Raw genomic sequence first — 17,990 nt, 5'->3', positions numbered from 1 at the left:
GATTCGGTTTCCCTTCTTGTTTAATGTTGATCTTGATGTGGCATGCAGGCGATGGAAATCAACGCGACGATGCTTGCGGCCATGACGTACCAGGCGGGTGCAAATGCGTTACTGGTGCTTTCCGTGAACCACGTCAGGATGGCCGGAGCGAAGCCGCCGAAAATCGTGACGGCGGCATTGTAGGAAAGCGACATGCCGGTGGAGCGCACGCGGGTCGGAAAGAGTTCGGAGAGCGCCGAGGGCGCCACGCCGGTGAAGATCGCGACCATCACGCAGAACACGGTCTGGACCACGACCAACACGCCGAGGGTATGTGCCGACTGTAGCCAGGCAAGCAGCGGATAGACGCCCGCCAGCATCAGCAGTGCGCCCCAATTCAGCAGGGTGCGCCGGCCGAAGCGGTCGGACAGCGAGCCAGCATAGACACACGTTGCCGCCATGAAGCAGTTGCCGATCAACGCCGCGAGGAACGCCTGCCGGCCGGAGAAGTGCAGCGTTCGCTGCACGTAAATAGGTATGAAGATGATGAGCGCGTACACGCAGACGGCCCACAACACTGAGAAGCCAAAGCCGGTTGCGAGCGCTTTCGGATAGTCGCGAACCACTTGCAGCAACGGCGTCCTGCCTGCCTGATGCGCCCGATGCCGGCGATCCATTTCCGCTTCGAACTGAGGCGTTTCATGAAGCGTTTTGCGCAACCAGAGACCGACCGGCGCAATGGCGAGACCGAGGATGAACGGAACGCGCCACCCCCAGTCGCCGATCTGCTCACGGGTCAGAAGCAGCGTAACGGCCGTGGCGATCAGGGCACCGAGAATGTTCGAGATCGCCATGCTCGCCTGTAGCCACGACGCGTATTTACCCTTCTTGCTCGGCGGCGCATGTTCGATCAGGAAGGCCGCGGCACCACCGACTTCCCCGCCGGCGGAAAACCCCTGCAGCATACGTCCGCAGACGATGAGCAACGGCGCGCCGAAGCCGATCGCCGTATAAGGTGGCGCGAATGCGATGATCGCGGTGCCCAGCGCCATGACGAGGATCGTGACGGTCAACGCGGCCTTGCGGCCCGCGCGATCGCCGTAGACACCGAGTACGAGTGCGCCAAGCGGGCGCACGACGAATCCCAAACCGAATGCAAGAAACGCCTGCAGCAGCTCGGCGCCGGCATCGCCATGACGGAAAAAATTCTGGGCGATATATACCGCGAAGAACGCGTAGACCGAGAAGTCGTACCACTCCAGCGCATTACCGATGGACGCAGCCAGGACCGCACGTCGCCCGGTTTTCAAGGAGCCCTGCGCAGGCGGGACGTCGTCGGTTGCGACCGTTTCCGCGATGGGGTTCATATTGGACATGGGATTAAATCCGGATGTAGGGCAGGGATTTGCGTTCGGCTTCATCGAGTGCTTCGGGGTAGCCTGCATCGGCATAACGCATGACGCCCATCGACGTATCGTTGGTCATCGAGAGTTGCAGGCGCTCGTCCGCTGCCGGCGTTCCGTCCGCGACCACGGTCACGCCGGCACTCGTCATGTAGCCGCTGTAACCGCCGCCGCCGGAATGGATCGCGACCAGATCGGCCATCGACGAGCAGTTCACCATCGCGTTCAGAAGCGGCCAGTCTGCAATGGCGTCGGAGCCGTCGAGCATGTTCTCGGTCATGATGTTCGGATGCGCCATCGCGCCTGCGTCCAGATGGTCGCGCGTGAATGCAACCGGTCCGCCAAGCACGCCCTCGCGCACCATCCGGTTCACGGCGAGCGCGAGTTCAGTCCGTTCGCCATGACCGAGCCACGCAATGCGCGCCGGTAAACCTTCGAACGGAACGTACTGACGCGCGAGACGGATCCAGTTGACGACGATCGCGTTGTCTGCAAAATGCTCGAGCAGGTAGTCGTCGATCTTGCGGATGTCGTCGGCATCGTTCGACAACGCGATCCAGCGGAACGGTCCGATTGCACGGCAAAACAGGGGCCGCAGGAACGCTTCGGTGAAGATAGGAATCTCGAACGCACGCTCGACGCCGCCTTCCTTCGCATGCGTGCGGATCAGATTGCCGTTATCGAAGACGATCGCGCCGCGGTCCTTGAAGCCAAGCATTGCGCTCACATGACGCACGATCGAGGAACGGCTCGCGTTCATGAGCGCGGAGATATCGGTGGCACGCAGTGCGCGGACTTGATCGAGCGTATGGCCTATCGGCACATAGCCGTAGACGAGATCGTGTGCGGCGGTCTGGTCGGTCACGATGTCGGGTATAACGCCGCGAGCAAGGATATCGGGGTAGATCCCGGCGGCATTGCCGAGCAAACCGACCGACAATGGCTCGCGTTTTGCCTGGGCGTCGCGGATCATCGCAAGCGCTTCGTCGAGGTCTCGCGCCTGCTTCTCGAGGAAGCCAATTTTCATCCGTTTATCGATGCGTTCCTGATCGACTTCCACCGTCAGGATGGCCGCACCCGTCATGCGGCCCGCAAGCGGCTGCGCGCCGCCCATGCCGCCCAACCCGGCCGTCAGGATAAAGCGGCCGCGCAGGTCGTTGTCGAAGTGCCGTTCGGCGATGCGCGAAAAGATCTCGTAGGTTCCCTGAATCACGCCTTGCGAACCGATGTATTGCCAGTCGCCGGCGGTCAGTCCGCCCCAGCAGATCAGGTTCTTCTGTTCGAGATCGTAGAAATTCTCGGCCTTCGCCCACTGGCCGATCATGTTGCAGTTCGCCATGATGACGAGCGGCGCGCGTGCATGGGTGCGCAATAGGCCGATGGGCTTGCCGGACTGCACGACCAGCGTTTCATCTTCGTTCATCGTTGTGAGCGCATGGACGATCGCATCGTGCGAGGGCCAGTCACGCGCCGCACGGCCCAGTGCCGCATAGACGGTCAGTTGAGCCGGGTCTTCGCCCACCGCCAGCACGTTTTCCAGCAGACGGAGCAGGGCCTCTTGCCGCCAGCCTTTGCAACGCAGTGTGGTTCCGGAGGTGACGTTGAATTCGCGTTTCATAGTGGGAGTCCCTTTAGTCGGCGAGTGCGTAGCCGGACAAGCTGATGCCAAGCGCTTTCTCGACCGGCGGGTAAACCGCGGGATCGCGCACTGACGATGACAACGGGAAATGTGCCTTGTGGACGTGCAGCACCAGAATCTCCATGCCTTCCTTGAGCTGGCCCGCGCTGACCGGGCGTCCGGCGGTGTCAAGCGTGGTGATCACGTCGGGATAGCTGGCGATGCGCGTGCCGTGCGCATCTTCCACAGCCATGTGTTCGTTCATCACGTGGATCAGGCAGCGTTGCGCTCCGGTGCCGATTTCGACCACGCCGACATCGAAGGCTTCATCGGTGTACTTCAGCGTGTTGCGCACGACCTTGCCGCTGCCGATGATCGCGCCTTGTGTCGCCTTACAGATTGCGTCGACCACCGCGCTTGCGCCTTTGTGTTCCGCCGCGACAATCGCTTCACCCAGCGCGAGCGCGCGGCTGATGCCGCCGGGCGCCGCGTGCTCGCGTACATAGCTGGCGCGCATCGGATTGCGGCAACTGGCGATAAAACCACCCGACATATCGGAGGCCTTGCGCAGCACAGGCGACACTTTGGCTGTCGCGCCGCGCACGACAAGTTCCATATAGGCGTGCTGCGCGCGGTTGCCGCCGGCAGCGGCCTGGATCATTGGTTGCGAACTGGAGGCGAGGCCGAGCGAGCCCATGTCGCCGGTCGGATGGGCGCGAATGTCGCCCACGGCGTCGACGACCTTCGTGCCGAGCAACGCAGAAGGCAGCCAGCCGTTGAGCGTGCTCGACATGCCGTTCTGGCCGATGATCAAGCCGTGGATCGGCGCGCCCAGTGCATCCTGCACGAGCTGCACGGCTTTCACATAGTCCGCGCCGAGCATCTCCCATTCGGTGAGGCCGCCGGGTGCGCCGATTGCGGCGGCGGTGGCGATCCAGGCGTCGTCGGGCACCTCGTCCATCGATACCAGCTCGGGGCGTCCGATCGTTACCGCGAGTGTGCCCAGTTCACGACCGTGTTCGGCCCAGCCGCCGCCGCCGCAGGCGAATACCGAGCCGCCTTTCACGGCCGCTTCAACGTCTTTCAAGTTCAGGATGCGTCCCATGTCTTTCCCCTCCGTTTCATTAAGAAGCGCTCGATCCGCGTAGGCTTGTTGCCGACGGCAGCCTGATGGACGAGATCCGCGATTGACGCGGCAGGCTCGTTGCGACAGGTCGGCCGCGTCATCCAGCGATCGAATGGGGATGAGTCTAGGAAGCCAATATTTATGCTCGTTAATGCTTTTTTAGGGGTTGTGCATAACGTTGTGTTAATCGTTGAACGTCAAAAATCGTCCGGCAGATCGGGGAGAAGGCCGGCCGGCCAGGCCCATTCGGCAGTTCATTGACGCTTTGTTGGCATCGCCTCAAGTGTATTGACAAAGGCTTGGGCGGATCTCGACATGGGCGCCATAACCGCATGGAGGACGCTCACTGGAGCAGAGAGCGTGGGGAGGACAGGACGCACGACGACATTGGGCCAAAGCGGCCCACTCACGGTCAGTTCGTCGACCAGTGCGATGCCCACGCCTGCCTGCACGAGTGCGCACGCAATGTGGGCCTGCTGCACTTCCGTCTTGAATGGTGGCGTGGTCCCGTCGTCCCGGAACATTTTCCGAATAATCTGCCCGAAGGGGATGTCGCTGCCATAGCCGATAAGCGGCTGATTGACGAGATCCCTTGCACGTAACGTTTCTTTTTGTGCCAGCGGATGGGCGGCGGGGATAACGGCGACGATCCGGTTTTCATACAACGGGACGGCCTCGATCAACGGGTGTGTCTCTTCGAGAAACGCAATGCCTATGTCGACCTGATGCGTCAGCACGGCTTGTCGCAACACTCCGGGAAGCATGGTGTGCAGAATGATCCGCGCGTCGGGAAAGCGCTCGTAGAACTGCGCGATCGCAGAAGGTATCAGCGACTGGCCAAGGTTCGGGCTACACGCGATTCGCAGGTGCCCCATGCGGTTTTCCAGCAAATCCTCGGCTACTTCGTTCACGCGTTGTACGGCCCGGTAGACGACCTCGACCTCGGCGACGAGGCGCCGCGCCTCAGGGGTCGGGAAGAGTCGGCCTTTGATGCGCTCGAACAGGCTCAACCCCAAACGTTGCTCCGTATAGGAAATGAGTCTCGACACTGCGGGCTGTGAGACGTGCAGCAGCGTTGCAGCGCCGCTGATGGAGCCGGTTTGCATGATGGCGCGGAAAACTTCGATTTGCCGCAGGTTCAGGTGCACAGTCTTAACTCCATGTTATGGATAGAGATTAAAGAAGCATAAGACATTAACTCTTCTTTCCCCCAGACTTTGTCAATATTCACGCGGACGAGTGGCTACCCAAAGGGGCAAGAAATGAGTGACTTTGATTTGACGATTCGGGGCAACCTCGTCGATGCGAACCATATCGTGATGGACGGCTGGCTGGCGGTACGCGCTGGCCGTGTGGCCGCGCGAGGTACAGGCAGTGCGCCGGCGGCGAAAGAAACCGTCGACGCACGCGGGCAGTGGGTGATGCCGGGTGTCGTCGACGGGCAGGTGCATTCGGGCAGTCAGGCCAACCAGGAAGGCTTGGGCCACGCATCCCGTGCGGCGGCGGCGGGTGGTGTGACCGTGATGGTGGACATGCCGTACGACGACCCCGAACCTGTGGCGTCGCGCGCGCAACTTGATGCAAAGATCGCCGAAGTGGAACGCGACTGCCACTTGGACGTCGCGCTGTTCGGTACGCTCAACGACAAACACGGGCTGCAGGCAGCCGCCGGACTGATCGATGGCGGTGTCTGTGCCTTCAAGTTCTCGACCTTCGAAGCCACCCCCGGCCGTTTCCCTCGCGTGGAAGAGGACGACCTGTACGAGGCGTTCCGGCTAATCGCGCCGTCGGGTCTCGTGTGCGGCGTGCACAACCAGATGCAGGATCTGACGCGCAAGAACGTGAGCCGCATGATCGAAACCGGCGACACCGGCTGGGATGCCTTCATGCGTGCGCATACGCCGCTGATCGAAAACCTCGCGACGGCGCTTATCTATGAAATCGGCGCCGAGACGGGCGCACGCGCGCATGCGGTGCATGTCTCCACATCGCGCGGTTTCGAGCTTTGCGCCATGTACCGGAACGCCGGCCATCAGGCGAGCATCGAAACCTGCGTGCAGTATCTGATGCTCAATCACGAAGAGCACACGAAGCGCTTCGGCGCGAAGACCAAACACTATCCGCCGATTCGCCCGAAAGCGGAGACCGAACTGCTGTGGAGTCATATTGCGAACGACGCGTGTACGTTCGTCTCCTCCGATCACGTGAGCTGGGGACTCGAGCGCAAGGGCAATCCGAACGTGTTCAGGAACTCATCGGGTGGTCCGGGGCTGGAAACGTTGCTGCCGGCATTCTGGACCGGGTGCGAAAACCACGGCATTTCCCCGACGATGGTCGTCAGGCAACTCAGCCGCAATCCTGCTCGTCACTTCCTGCTGCACGATCGCAAGGGCACTTTCGACGTGGGCGCGGATGCCGATATCGTGATCCTCAAGCCTGAACGTTACGCCTTCGATCCATCGCGCAGTCTGTCCGCCGTGCAGTGGAGTTCGTTCGAAGGCACGGAATTTACCGTGCGTGTCGCGGCGACTTACTGCCGCGGCAAACAGGTCTTCGACGGTACGCGCGTCGTCAATCAGAAAGGCGATGGGCGTTTCCTGCGCCCGGCCTCCATTAACCGGGCTGGTACGTTGCCGGCCGCTTCATGAGCAAACCCGCTGCCATGTCCAACACTCATTTTCCGCCGATCAACGCCGACCGTCTCAATGCCCGTGTCGAACGGCTCAGCCAGTTCACGCGTGCCGATGTGCCGTGGACACGTCGGGCGTTTTCCCCTTTGTTCGAGGAAGCGCGCGCGTGGTTGCGCAGCGAGTTCGCCGGGGCGGGCTTGAGCGTGTCGCAGGATGCAGGTGGAAACCTGATCGGCCGGCGCGAAGGCTCGGGGCATTCGGGCAAGCCGATCATCACCGGCTCGCACTGCGATACGGTTGTCGGCGGTGGCCGCTTCGATGGAATCATCGGTGTGCTAGCGGGCATCGAGGTCGCACAGACTTTGAACGAGCAAGGCGTCACGTTGGATCACCCATTCGAAGTGATCGATTTCCTCTCCGAAGAACCGAGCGACTACGGCATTTCCTGCGTCGGCAGCCGGGCATTTTCGGGTGTGCTCGATGTGGGGATGCTGGCTTCGAAGAATGTCGCCGGCGAAACACTCGCTCAAGCGCTGCGGCGCATAGGCGGCGACCCCGGCGCGCTGACCCGGGCACTGCGCGGGCCGGACAGCACGGCGGCCTTTGTCGAGTTGCATATCGAACAAGGGCCGGTGCTCGAAAGCCGGCAGTTGCCGATTGGCGTCGTCACGAACATCGTCGGGATTCGCCGGATGCTGATCACTGTCACGGGACAGCCCGATCACGCGGGCACCACCCCGATGGATATCCGCCGCGACGCGCTGGTCGGCGCCGCACGGCTGATCGATGGCGCGTACCGGCTCGCCTCGACATGGAACGGCCAGCCGGACTATGTGGTGGCGACGATCGGCCGGATTGCGATGACGCCGAACGTGCCGAACGCGGTACCGGGGCATGTCGAACTGATGCTGGAGGTCCGCAGTGACAGCGATGCGATCCTCGACCGCTTTCCGGAAGACCTGATGGCACGCGCTACTGCCGATCTCGCTGCATTGCGCGTGTCTGCAAGCGCGGAGCATGTGAGTCGCGCCAAACCAACCGATTGCCAGCCGCTTGTGATGGATGCCGTCGAACGCGCGGCAGGAGCGTTGGGATACGCGACCATGCGCCTGCCGAGCGGCGCAGGGCACGATGCGGTGTACGTCGCGCCAACCGGACCCATCGGGATGATTTTCATCCCGTGTCTGAACGGGCGCAGTCATTGTCCGGAAGAATGGATCGAGCCGCAGCAGTTGCTCGATGGCACGCGAGTTCTCTACCAGACGATCCGTGAACTGGATGCTATCTTGTGATGTTTCGATGCATGCGCCGTCCGGCAATTCCCGGTTTCCCCATGCCTGAAACATGACCCGGCGTACGGCGTAGTCATTCGTCCAGTACGTCGCGCCGATATTCGATCGTCAGGTCGTGCAAAACTTAACTCATGGAAAAGCCGATGCAATCGAAGACTCATTGGGAACACGTCTACACGGCGAAATCTTCGACGGAAGTCAGTTGGTATCAGCCGCACGCGACGCTGTCGCTGGATCTGATCCAGCGAATCGGCATCGGGCGGAATGCCGCGATCATTGATGTCGGAGGCGGTGCATCGACGTTGACCGACGATCTGGTCGCTCGCGGCTATGGCAACCTATCCGTGCTGGATCTATCCGGCGAAGCACTGGCCGTGGCGCGCCGTCGGCTCGGGCAGAAGTCCAGGCCTGTACAGTGGATCGAGGCTGACGTCACTTCTGCGTCATTGCCAGAACGATTCTTCGATGTCTGGCATGACCGGGCGGTGTTTCATTTCCTCACGGACGAGGCCGACCGCCGCGCATATGTCGATCAGGTAAATCGGGCGGTCAAACCGGGTGGCCACGTGATCGTCGCCACCTTTGCACTCGACGGCCCCCCCGAGTGCAGCGGTCTTCCGGTCGTCCAGTACGATGTGGATTCTCTACACGGAGAGTTCGGCCCGGCATTCGAGCTGGTCGCACACGACGACGAAACACACGTCACGCCGGGAGGGCGAATCCAGCACTTCATCTATTGCCACTGCGTAAAGCTGCATTGAGTTGAATCTGTCACCTTCGTCGGGAAGCCATGATCGATTCAATAAACGTAATTACGCTGTGCCGACAGTATCTGCGCTAGCGCATCAAAGCGCGCGCAGTCTCCCGCAGACCGTGCGCGGTCGGTGCCAGCCGCGGCAGGGCCAGCCTGAGTCAGGCGTGATGCAGTTCCTGGGGCGGCTGCGGAGAGCAAAAAACGTGACGCTAATGTGAGATGGACGACCTTGGTGAAGGTGTGAAGTCAGTAGCCGAACCCAGGTCGGTCGGCAGATCGGTGGTCTGATGTCCTGTGCCAAGTCGATCGGAACGCTGATTCTGCTAAAGAGATCGCTTCATCTGCCGTTAAGCATGTCATCGTACAACTATGGATTGGCAAAGCGGCATGCGAAACGTATCGGTTCGAAATAGTCTCCTGGCTGTGTTCCTGATCTTTGCCGCGATGATTTTGCTGGGCGGGGTGATCGGCATCACCACGCTCAGTCGCGCGAACAGCAATCTCGCGCGCATCCATCAGATTGCGACGCAGGAAATTCTCGTCAACGACGGATACAAGGATTCCACACGCACCCGCGCCGCGCTGACGCGAGCCTACTCGGCCCTGAAAGAGCGCAACGACGAGACGACGCGCGACTCGGCGTTGAAAAGCGCCGAGACCACACTGAACCGCGCGGCCACGGAAACGGACTCGTTTCGTCACGCGGTCGCATTTCGCGGTCAGGACGACGAGTTGAAGCGGCAACTGATCGAAGCGTCGGTCAATCTCGCGGCGATCCTGAAGAAAGCCGCCGATGCCCTGCGTGCCGGCGATACGAACGCCTACGCCACGATCAACGATCGCGACATTACGGCGGCGGGCGCAGCGTATTCGGTGAACGTCGAGAAATTCCAGAGCATGGCGAACACGCTGTCGAGCGACGCCATCGCGCAGGTCGATCGCGAATACACGTGGGTCGTCAGCCTGGTCGGATTCGGGGTGGGCGGCGCGCTTGCGCTGATCGTCGCCACGCATTTCGCGCTGCGGCGCATCGTGACGGCTCCGCTGAAGGACGCCGCAGACCTGCTCGATCGAATTGCGGCGAACGATCTGACGGCGCGCATTCCCGAGGCGAGCGGCAATGAGATCGGTCAGCTATTCGCGGCGATGCAGCGGATGCAGCGTGGTTTGTCTCAGACCGTGGCGAACGTGCGCAATAGTTGCGAGGCTATTTACAGCGGAGCGCGGGAGATTGCTGCGGGCAACCTCGATCTGTCGAGCCGCACGGAGCAGCAGTCCGCGGCGCTGGAACAAACCGCGGCCAGCATGGAACAACTGACGTCGACCGTCAAACAGAACGCGGACAACGCACAGCAGGCAAGTAGACAGGCTTCGAACGCGGCGGATGTCGCGCAGGGTGGCGGCGAAGTCGTGGAGCGCGCCATCCAGACGATGAATGCAATCAGCCAAAGCTCTCGCAGGATCGCCGAGATCACCGGGATGATCGACAGTATCGCGTTTCAGACCAATATCCTCGCGTTGAATGCAGCGGTCGAGTCGGCGCGGGCGGGGGAGCAGGGACGTGGCTTCGCCGTGGTCGCAAACGAGGTGCGCAGTCTCGCGCTGCGCAGCGCGGATGCCGCGCGCGAGATCAAGGCCTTGATCGGCGCGTCGGTCGAGGACGTCGCGAACGGCAATAGTCTTGTCGCCCAGGCGGGGCAGTCGATGAAGGACATTGTCGGTGCGGTGCGCAGCGTGGCGACCATCATGAATGAAATCAAGGCAGCGACGATCGAGCAGAGCGCGGGCATCGAACAGGTCGGGCAGGCGGTGACGCAAATGGACCAGGTCACCCAGCAGAATGCAGCGCTCGTCGAACAGGCCGCCGCTGCCGCGAGCGCGCTCGAGCAGCAGGCGCAGTCAATGACGGATGCCGTCTCGGCATTTCGTCTCACCAGTGAATAGGTACTACGAATGATCAAGGCATAGCACTAGCCAAACAATTGTTTCCCAGGCAAACCATTAGCGTCGTTCCAGGCACCAATCGCGTGCGCTTACGTCAGGCGATTTCAATCATTTTCAAACGGAGTGTGAGCATGAACCTTAAAGGCATCCTGGGTGCAGGCGCAATCATGTTGGCTGGTGCTGCTGTGTCTTGCTCCTCACCGGCCGCAACCTACGCGTACGTATCGAATGCGGATAGCCAGGATATCTCGGTCTTCAGCCTCGACAAATCGAATGGCTCGCTTGCGGCAGTGGAGACCGTGGCTGTCGCCGGAACGGTGATGCCGATGACGTTTTCGCCCGACCATCTCCGGCTCTACGCCGGACTGCGCTCGAAGCCGTATCGCGTGGTGAGCTTCGCGGTCAATCCGCTCGACGGCCGGCTGATCGAACTCGGCAGGGCGTCGCTCGCGGAGAGCATGGCGTATGTCTCGACTGACGCGACCGGCCGCTACCTCTTTTCCGCGTCATACGGTGGCAACCTTCTGGCGGTGAACCGGATCGGCGCAGATGGTGTGGTCGGCGAAGTGCGGCAGACCGTGAGCACCGGCCCGATGGCGCACGCGATCCGGAGTGCCCCCGATAACCGCTACGTGTTCGCGTCGGTACTCGGCTCAGATGCCTGGCTGCGTCTGAAGTTCGACGCATCGAACGGGCAGTTGACCGAGGACGCTACGCCTGCGTATTCGTTGCCGCCAAAATCGGGACCGCGCCACTTCGTGTTCTCTGCGGATCATCGCTTTACGTACCTGATCGATGAGCTCGACGGCAAGCTCCACGTGCTTGCCTTCGATGGCGCCCGCGACACCGTCAAGCCGGTTCAGGCGGTCTCCATCCTGCCAGCCAATTTCTCGGGCGACAAGCCATGGGGAGCGGATCTCCACCTGACCCCGGACGGGCGCTTCCTGTATGCATCAGAGCGCACATCGAGCACGCTCGCGGCGTACAAGGTCAACGCGGCCTCGGGTGAACTGACGCGCATCGGTACGTACCAGACCGAAAAACAACCGCGTGGCTTCAATATCGATCCGTCGGGTAAGTACTTGCTGGCGGTGGGTCAGTTGTCGACGAACCTGAGCGCTTACCGCATCGACCGCAAGACGGGTGCGCTGAGCGCGATTGGGCAATATCCGGTAGGTAAGGGGGCGAACTGGGTCGAAATCGTCGAGTTTGACGGAACCAACACCAATTGAGGTTTGGGTTTCGGATGACTGTGCCGCGGGCACCGAGTCCGGGACTCGGGCTTGTCAACTCATGCCGCAACACGGCGTCTACAGCCCCCAGATGATGTCGGCATTCTGCTTGCGGGCTTCGCGCATCATGTCGAGAAACGGCCAGGCTCGCCGCGAAAGTCCACCGCCCGATTCCTGGTGGCGCTCGCGGGAATACTGCAACGATTCAAGTGCGATCTCCGCTTTGTCGTCGTCCGAGATCGCCGCTTCAAGGCGGCCGATTGCGCCGGGCAGTTCGTCGTGCAGGATGACCCCGCGTGTATCGAGCCGCTTGCCGACAAGGCCCAGCAGATACTGGGCGAGATCCCTGAGCATCACTACGTCGGGCGTAGCGGGCGATTGAAACGTGATCAGCATGATGGCTCCTTGTGACCTGGCGCGATCCGAGGCAGTGGGCGATCGTCTCCGGTGACGATCGCCGGGGCCTTCAGCATGACCGGCTTTGCGCATCGAAGCGGAGCGCGGCTTCCCCATGGGCGCGCAATCCGGGCGAGTCATCCTTGTAATTTCATCCGGACTGCTCCTGCTCAAATGTCAGTCACGCGAAGGCCTATCTCCATTTTATGTCATGACGTGATGCATTCAAGCTGGAAGGGCCTTCTTTTATATCACAATGAAATATAATCGCGACAACACGTTCTTTCGTTTCGCGAGGGTTTGACCGTAAGGTGTGCTCCCGTCTCGCGTGATGTCGTCCACCCACATTCCCGGTCCAATCTTGTCCCGCTACGCTGCCATCCGCTGGTTTTCCAGCTTTATCCCCAATCCCGTTGCGCTCCGGTGGCCGGAACGCCTGAGATCGTGTCTTGGCGCGTTGCTTGGGATCGCGCTTACCGGCGGAACCATGCACCTCCTGCTCGGACCGGCTGCAAGTATTCCGTTCCTCGTCGCGCCGATGGGCGCCTCGGCCGTGCTGCTGTTCGCGGTTCCCGCCAGTCCGCTGGCGCAACCGTGGTCCATCATCGGCGGCAATCTCGTTTCTGCCACGATCGGCGTCGCCTGTGCGCGCTGGATTGCCGACCCGCTCGACGCGGCCGCGCTGGCCGTCGCACTGGCGATTTGTCTGATGTTCGCGCTACGCTGTGTTCATCCGCCGTCTGGAGCGGTCGCGCTGACCGCGGTTCTCGGTGGTCCAACCGTTCATGCGCTCGGCTACCGTTTCGTCGCGGAACCGATTGCCATCCAGTCTGCGGTGCTTCTGTGCGCCGCCATCGTGTACCACGCCGTCACCGGGCATCGTTACCCGCACGCCGTACACCAGAGTTCGGGCAAAGGCGCGGTGGGATCGCCCGCAACGTTGAAGGAGGGTTTCACACGCGCGGACCTCCAGGCGGTCCTGAGCCGGCGCGGTGAATGGCTGGACATCGATCTCGACGATCTGGAGTCCTTGCTGCGCGATGTCCAGTTGCAGGCCTATGCGCGCACGTTTAACGAACTGACCTGTGCGGACATCATGTCGCGCCCGGTGGTCGCTGTGTCAGCGACCACCAGCGTGTCAGCGGTATTGAGTTTGCTGAAACAGCACGGTATCAAGGCGCTCCCGGTCATTGACGCGAACCAGCACCTGATCGGCATCGTGACCCGAGCGGACCTCGTCGAGAAACCGACGTTCGGTAGTGTGTCCGTTCTGCTTCCGCTGTTACAACGCTGGTTCACGCGCAGTACGGCTTCGGCACCGGTTGTCGGCCCATGGATGAACGCCGACGTTCGTACCGTCGACGTGACGACACCCATCGTCGAGCTGTTGCCCATTTTCGCCAACTACGGGCACCACCATATCCCGGTACTGGATGCCGGGGCGCAACTCGTCGGGATGATCACGCAGGCAGATCTCATTGCGGGTCTTTATCGCCAGGCGTATGTCCGGCAGCGACGCGCGGGATAACAGGGTCCCTTGTCGCAGACATAAATGTCATGACGTGATATAAATGCGGTTTGACCCGTTTCGATGGAGTCCCGATGAAAACACTCGCTCGCGGCTTGACCAAGGCGGACTTTGAGCAGCTATCCGAGTTTCGCTATCAGATGCGGCGCTTTGAGCGCTTTTCCGAACAGGCCGCCCAGGGCGAAGGCATTACGCCGTTGCAGTATCTGCTGCTTCTGCACATCAAAGGCTATCCGGAGCGCGACTGGGCGACCGTCGGCGAACTTGCCGAGCGGCTCCAGGCGCAGCACCACGGCGTGGTCGCGCTCGTGTCGCGCTGCGAGGCACTCGATCTCGTCCGGCGCAAGATCAGCGATACGGATCGCCGCCAGGTCGAGGTTCATTTGCTGAAAGCGGGCGAACAGGTACTCGCGCGCCTCGCCGAGATGCATCGTGCCGAATTGAAGTCGCTCGAAGGCGCCTTTAATGTTCCACGGATTGATTTTTGAGTCGCCATGAGTCTCGACACCCTCGACCCCCATAAGCGCGACTTTTCCGTCAACGCGCGGCTTCCCGGCATTTCGGCGCTTGCCGCCGGCATCGGCGCGCTCAGCACGCTCGCAGCTTTTGTGCTGCTAAGCCTGATTCACCTCTTCACCAACCTTTTCTTCTTTGGCGCGTTTTCGTTCGCGGACCGGTCGCCGGCACAGAACACACTCGGCGGCTGGGTGATTCTGATACCGGTGGCTGGCGGCCTGATCGTGGGCCTCATGGCCCGCTTCGGGTCCGAAAAAATCCGCGGGCATGGCATTCCGGAAGCGATCGAAGCCATCCTGTTCGGCAAGAGCCGCATGTCGCCGAAGGTCGCGATCCTCAAGCCGCTGTCGTCCGGCATTGTGATCGGCAGTGGCGGGCCATTCGGCGCCGAAGGCCCGATTATCATGACGGGTGGCGCCCTCGGTTCGCTGATCGCGCAGTGCGTGAAGCTGACTTCCGCGGAGCGCAAGACGTTGCTTGTCGCCGGCGCGGCAGCGGGGATGACGGCGGTCTTCGGCACCCCCGTGGCTGCCGTGCTGCTGGCGGTTGAACTGCTGTTGTTCGAATGGCGGCCTCGCAGCTTTTTACCGGTCGCATTGGCCTGCGCCGTCGCCGGGTTTGCACGGGCCGCATTCTTCGGTACGGGCCCTCTGTTTCCGCTCGAAACGGCGCCGCCCGATGCGCTGTCGCTCGTGTCCTGCGTCATTGCCGGCCTGCTGAGCGGGGCGCTGGCTTCCGGTCTGTCAGCCGCGCTGTACAAGACGGAGGATCTGTTCGGCAAGCTGCCGGTTCACTGGATGTGGTGGCCCGCGCTTGGCGGCCTCGTGGTCGGGATCGGCGGATTAATCGAGCCTCGTGCGCTCGGCGTCGGTTACGACGTGATCGGCGACTTGCTGCATCAGCACATCGTGCTGCAAGTCGCTGCCGCCATTCTGATCGTGAAGGCAGTCATCTGGGTCGTCGCGCTGGGCTCCGGAACGTCGGGCGGGGTTCTCGCTCCGCTGCTCATGCTGGGGGCAGGGCTTGGAACCGTACTCGGTCACGTGCTGCCGGGCGGCGAGCCCGCGCTGTGGCCGCTCGTTTGCATGGCGGCAACGCTTGGCGCCACGCTTGGGGCTCCGCTGACGGCGATCGTATTCGCATTCGGACTGACGCACGACAGCAATGCGTTGTTGCCCTTGCTGGCCGCCACGCTGGTCGCGCACGGCTTTGCGACGGTGGTCATGCGGCGCTCCATCATGACGGAAAAAATCGCCCGCCGCGGATATCACATTTACCGCGAATATGGGGTCGATCCGCTCGAGCGTCATCATGTCGACGAGGTGATGTCGCGTTCAGTCGAGACCATCGATGCCGACATGCCCGTACGTGACGTGCTCGCGCTGTTCTTCGGTGCGACACAAACACACCGCGCCTATCCGGTTACGAACAAAGGCGCCGTGGCCGGCACCGTCGATCGCGCCGCACTCGAACGTTTCCGCGGCGACGAAACCGGCCCGGTGCTCGACGCACGTGTTGCCGACGTGTTGCGTGGCAGCACCCCGGTCGTGGCGTTGCCCGGCGAGACGTGCCGGCTTGTCGCAACCCGGCTCGCTGTACATGGTCTTGAACGGTTGCCCGTGGTCGCCGACCGGGAGACCATGCGTCTGGTCGGCATCGTCTCACGAAGCGATCTGGTCAAGCCGTCACTCGCGCATTTTGAAGAAGAGCACAAAAAAGAGCGATTCCGGCGTGTGAAGTTCAGCCGGAACACTAAGCGCTTCCCTCCGGTGCGACGGGCGGGATAAAACAGTCGATTTGTCGGTGCCGCCGCGGGACGGGTCCGCTACACGGCTCGGGAACGCGGGTGGCAGAGGCGACATCTATCTCCACATCGGAAGTCCAATCGAACCAGTCCTCCGGGCGGGGGATGACTTGCGATGATTACTGGGGAGAAGCCTCATGAAACTAATCCATGCCGGATGGGCAGGCGTGCTGGCGTTTGTTAGCCTGGCCGCGTGGGCGCAATCTGCCGGCCCGACGGACCCGCAGATTGCGGCGATTGTGGTGACGGCCAATCAGGTCGATATCGACGCAGCGAAACTCGCGGAGTCGAAGACCGGAAAGAAAGACGTCAAAGCGTTCGCGCAACTCATGGTTACCGACCACAGTGCCGTCAACCAGGCGGCCACAGATCTCGTTCACCGGCTGAAGGTCACGCCGGAGGAAAACGCGACGAGCCAGAGCCTCGCGCAAGGCGGTCTCGCCAATGTTGCGACGCTGAAGAAGCTCGATGGCGCAGCATTCGACCGGGCGTATATTGACCATGAAGTGACCTATCACGAGGCGGTTCTTGACGCGATCGACAGGACCTTGATCCCGAATGCGCAAAATGCGGAGTTGAAAGCGCTGCTGGTCAAAGTCCGGCCGGCCTTTGTCGCCCATCTTGAGCATGCCAGGATGATCCAGGCGTCGCTGGGGAAGAGCGGTGGCTAACCGTTTTGTTGCCGTTCCATGCAGATGCCGGGGCACGACACGACGAGGCTTTGTGCTCGCTTGCACTATCGTAGCCGGTAGCCTGCTTGTAACAGGGCGCGATACGGATGCGGCGCCGGGGACATACCTCGTCACGATCGAGGGGATGCGATTCAATCCGCAGACGCTGACTGTGCAGCACGGAGACCGTGTGGTGTGGACCAACAAAGATCTGATTCCGCACACGGCAAGCGCAAACTCCATGGCCTTCGATTCGCGCAGCATCGCGCCGAATGCCTCCTGGAGCTACGTACCGCGCAAGGCCGGCAACTATCCATACGGGTGCAGTTTCCACCCCACGATGCAAGCGCTGCTGATTGTGCGGTAACACGGAACGGCGAGGCACGCATGACAAACCTGGTTGCGGCATATACGACACCTTCCGTGGACGACGAGCAGGCCATCGTGCGCCGTATTGCCGCCGGCGACCAGAGCGCCTTCGAACTGCTGATGCGTCGGCACAATCGGCGCTTGTACCGGCTCGCGCGTGCCACGCTGCGCAATGATGCGGAAGCCGAGGACGCGCTACAGGAGGCGTATCTATCAGCCTACCGGTCGATTGGGCAATTTCGAGGCGAGTGCGCGCTGCTCACCTGGCTCTCGCGACTGGTGCGCAATGAATGCCTTGGGCGGCTGCGCCGATACGCACGTCGTCAGAACGTGATTCCAATCGTGAATATGGACACTGACGTGGATGCTGATGCGATGGCCGCACCTGATGCGGGGCCGCCAGAGGCGGAAGTTGCGCGTGCGGAAATGCGGGCTTTGCTCGAGCACAAGCTGGACGAACTCCCCGATGCTTTCCGCACGGTTTTCGTACTTCGCTCCGTTGAGGAAATGAGTGTGGAGGAAACCGCGGCGTGCCTGGGCATTCCCGAGGCTACCGTACGTAGCCGCCATTTCCGGGCGAGAAGCCTGCTACGCGAATCGCTGGCGCGCGAGATCGATCTCGCGGAGCGCGATCTGTTCGAGTTCGGAGGCGCTCATTGTGACCGGGTGGTCGCAGCAGTGTTGTCACGTGCGACGAAGGACCCGGACGAAGGCGGCTAACATTAGAC

General features: G+C 61.7%; 16 protein-coding genes. 11 read left to right on the top strand and 5 right to left on the bottom strand.

Annotation, left to right across the window (positions count from 1 at the left end):
* Nucleotides 1-20: 20 nt before the first annotated feature.
* The 4 genes from AC3WOG_RS31490 to AC3WOG_RS31475 all read right to left on the bottom strand — a co-directional run bounded on the left by AC3WOG_RS31490 (nt 21) and on the right by AC3WOG_RS31475 (nt 5,274).
* On the bottom strand, nt 21-1,346 hold the full coding sequence (locus AC3WOG_RS31490) for an MFS transporter (RefSeq protein WP_492582512.1): 1,326 nt from the start codon (nt 1,344-1,346) through the stop codon (nt 21-23).
* Between the two features lie 13 nt (nt 1,347-1,359).
* Nucleotides 1,360-3,000 (bottom strand): thiourocanate hydratase, encoded by a 1,641-nt coding sequence (gene ertB, locus AC3WOG_RS31485; protein WP_492581687.1) that lies wholly within the window; start codon nt 2,998-3,000, stop codon nt 1,360-1,362.
* Between the two features lie 13 nt (nt 3,001-3,013).
* On the bottom strand, nt 3,014-4,105 hold the full coding sequence (gene ertC / locus AC3WOG_RS31480) for a thiohydantoin desulfurase (RefSeq protein WP_492581686.1): 1,092 nt from the start codon (nt 4,103-4,105) through the stop codon (nt 3,014-3,016).
* A 275-nt stretch (nt 4,106-4,380) separates the two neighbouring features.
* Entirely contained in the window at nt 4,381-5,274 is an 894-nt protein-coding gene (locus tag AC3WOG_RS31475) for a LysR family transcriptional regulator (protein ID WP_492581685.1), read from the bottom strand.
* 114 nt (nt 5,275-5,388) lie between these two features.
* Between AC3WOG_RS31475 and ertD the strand changes: the two genes are divergently transcribed.
* The 5 genes from ertD (at nt 5,389) to AC3WOG_RS31450 (ending at nt 11,978) form a co-directional block, all read left to right on the top strand.
* Nucleotides 5,389-6,774 carry a hydantoin-5-propionate amidohydrolase gene (ertD, locus tag AC3WOG_RS31470; RefSeq protein ID WP_492581684.1) on the top strand — a complete coding sequence of 462 codons (1,386 nt, stop codon included), beginning with the start codon at nt 5,389-5,391 and terminating at the stop codon, nt 6,772-6,774.
* A 14-nt stretch (nt 6,775-6,788) separates the two neighbouring features.
* On the top strand, nt 6,789-8,048 hold the full coding sequence (ertE, locus tag AC3WOG_RS31465) for an N-carbamyl-l-glutamate amidohydrolase ErtE (RefSeq protein ID WP_492581683.1): 1,260 nt from the start codon (nt 6,789-6,791) through the stop codon (nt 8,046-8,048).
* Nucleotides 8,049-8,191: 143 nt separating this feature from the next.
* Nucleotides 8,192-8,809, top strand: coding sequence for a class I SAM-dependent methyltransferase (locus tag AC3WOG_RS31460; RefSeq protein WP_492581682.1), 618 nt, complete (start codon nt 8,192-8,194; stop codon nt 8,807-8,809).
* Between the two features lie 380 nt (nt 8,810-9,189).
* Nucleotides 9,190-10,746 (top strand): methyl-accepting chemotaxis protein, encoded by a 1,557-nt coding sequence (locus AC3WOG_RS31455; protein WP_492581681.1) that lies wholly within the window; start codon nt 9,190-9,192, stop codon nt 10,744-10,746.
* Nucleotides 10,747-10,913: 167 nt separating this feature from the next.
* Complete coding sequence (locus tag AC3WOG_RS31450; RefSeq protein WP_492582511.1) at nt 10,914-11,978, top strand: lactonase family protein; 1,065 nt, start codon at nt 10,914-10,916, stop codon at nt 11,976-11,978.
* A 78-nt stretch (nt 11,979-12,056) separates the two neighbouring features.
* On the opposite strand, the gene AC3WOG_RS31445 is transcribed toward AC3WOG_RS31450, so the two are convergent.
* Nucleotides 12,057-12,374, bottom strand: coding sequence for a DUF1840 domain-containing protein (locus tag AC3WOG_RS31445; protein WP_492581680.1), 318 nt, complete (start codon nt 12,372-12,374; stop codon nt 12,057-12,059).
* A 361-nt stretch (nt 12,375-12,735) separates the two neighbouring features.
* Here AC3WOG_RS31445 and AC3WOG_RS31440 point away from each other — a divergent pair, with 361 nt between their 5' ends.
* The 6 genes from AC3WOG_RS31440 to AC3WOG_RS31415 all read left to right on the top strand — a co-directional run bounded on the left by AC3WOG_RS31440 (nt 12,736) and on the right by AC3WOG_RS31415 (nt 17,982).
* On the top strand, nt 12,736-13,902 hold the full coding sequence (locus AC3WOG_RS31440; RefSeq protein ID WP_492581679.1) for an HPP family protein: 1,167 nt from the start codon (nt 12,736-12,738) through the stop codon (nt 13,900-13,902).
* Between the two features lie 74 nt (nt 13,903-13,976).
* Nucleotides 13,977-14,390: a MarR family winged helix-turn-helix transcriptional regulator gene (locus AC3WOG_RS31435; RefSeq protein WP_492581678.1), complete on the top strand. Its 414-nt coding sequence runs from the start codon at nt 13,977-13,979 to the stop codon at nt 14,388-14,390.
* A gap of 6 nt (nt 14,391-14,396) precedes the next feature.
* Nucleotides 14,397-16,205, top strand: a complete 1,809-nt coding sequence (locus AC3WOG_RS31430; protein ID WP_492581677.1) for a chloride channel protein — start codon at nt 14,397-14,399, stop codon at nt 16,203-16,205.
* A 154-nt stretch (nt 16,206-16,359) separates the two neighbouring features.
* Entirely contained in the window at nt 16,360-16,893 is a 534-nt protein-coding gene (locus AC3WOG_RS31425) for a DUF4142 domain-containing protein (RefSeq protein ID WP_492581676.1), read from the top strand.
* Nucleotides 16,894-16,945: 52 nt separating this feature from the next.
* Entirely contained in the window at nt 16,946-17,260 is a 315-nt protein-coding gene (locus AC3WOG_RS31420; RefSeq protein WP_492581675.1) for a cupredoxin domain-containing protein, read from the top strand.
* Nucleotides 17,261-17,280: 20 nt separating this feature from the next.
* Nucleotides 17,281-17,982 (top strand): RNA polymerase sigma factor, encoded by a 702-nt coding sequence (locus AC3WOG_RS31415; protein WP_492581674.1) that lies wholly within the window; start codon nt 17,281-17,283, stop codon nt 17,980-17,982.
* Nucleotides 17,983-17,990 lie beyond the last annotated feature (8 nt).

Source organism: Paraburkholderia sp. FW306-02-B, from assembly GCF_058782725.1.
The sequence above is the reverse complement of the archived record's forward strand: the minus strand, read 5'-3'. Positions and strand labels throughout refer to the sequence as shown.

Excerpts from the sequence above, each read along its gene's own strand:
- AC3WOG_RS31450 (WP_492582511.1), top strand. The coding sequence starts at position 10,914 with ATGTTGGCTGGTGCTGCTGTGTCTTGCTCCTCACCGGCCGCAACCTAC.
- AC3WOG_RS31490 (WP_492582512.1), bottom strand. The coding sequence starts at position 1,346 with ATGAACCCCATCGCGGAAACGGTCGCAACCGACGACGTCCCGCCTGCG.
- AC3WOG_RS31445 (WP_492581680.1), bottom strand. The coding sequence starts at position 12,374 with ATGCTGATCACGTTTCAATCGCCCGCTACGCCCGACGTAGTGATGCTC.
- ertB (WP_492581687.1), bottom strand. The coding sequence starts at position 3,000 with ATGAAACGCGAATTCAACGTCACCTCCGGAACCACACTGCGTTGCAAA.
- AC3WOG_RS31455 (WP_492581681.1), top strand. The coding sequence starts at position 9,190 with ATGCGAAACGTATCGGTTCGAAATAGTCTCCTGGCTGTGTTCCTGATC.
- AC3WOG_RS31435 (WP_492581678.1), top strand. The coding sequence starts at position 13,977 with ATGAAAACACTCGCTCGCGGCTTGACCAAGGCGGACTTTGAGCAGCTA.
- ertE (WP_492581683.1), top strand. The coding sequence starts at position 6,789 with ATGTCCAACACTCATTTTCCGCCGATCAACGCCGACCGTCTCAATGCC.
- AC3WOG_RS31425 (WP_492581676.1), top strand. The coding sequence starts at position 16,360 with ATGAAACTAATCCATGCCGGATGGGCAGGCGTGCTGGCGTTTGTTAGC.
- ertC (WP_492581686.1), bottom strand. The coding sequence starts at position 4,105 with ATGGGACGCATCCTGAACTTGAAAGACGTTGAAGCGGCCGTGAAAGGC.
- ertD (WP_492581684.1), top strand. The coding sequence starts at position 5,389 with ATGAGTGACTTTGATTTGACGATTCGGGGCAACCTCGTCGATGCGAAC.
- AC3WOG_RS31415 (WP_492581674.1), top strand. The coding sequence starts at position 17,281 with ATGACAAACCTGGTTGCGGCATATACGACACCTTCCGTGGACGACGAG.
- AC3WOG_RS31430 (WP_492581677.1), top strand. The coding sequence starts at position 14,397 with ATGAGTCTCGACACCCTCGACCCCCATAAGCGCGACTTTTCCGTCAAC.
- AC3WOG_RS31460 (WP_492581682.1), top strand. The coding sequence starts at position 8,192 with ATGCAATCGAAGACTCATTGGGAACACGTCTACACGGCGAAATCTTCG.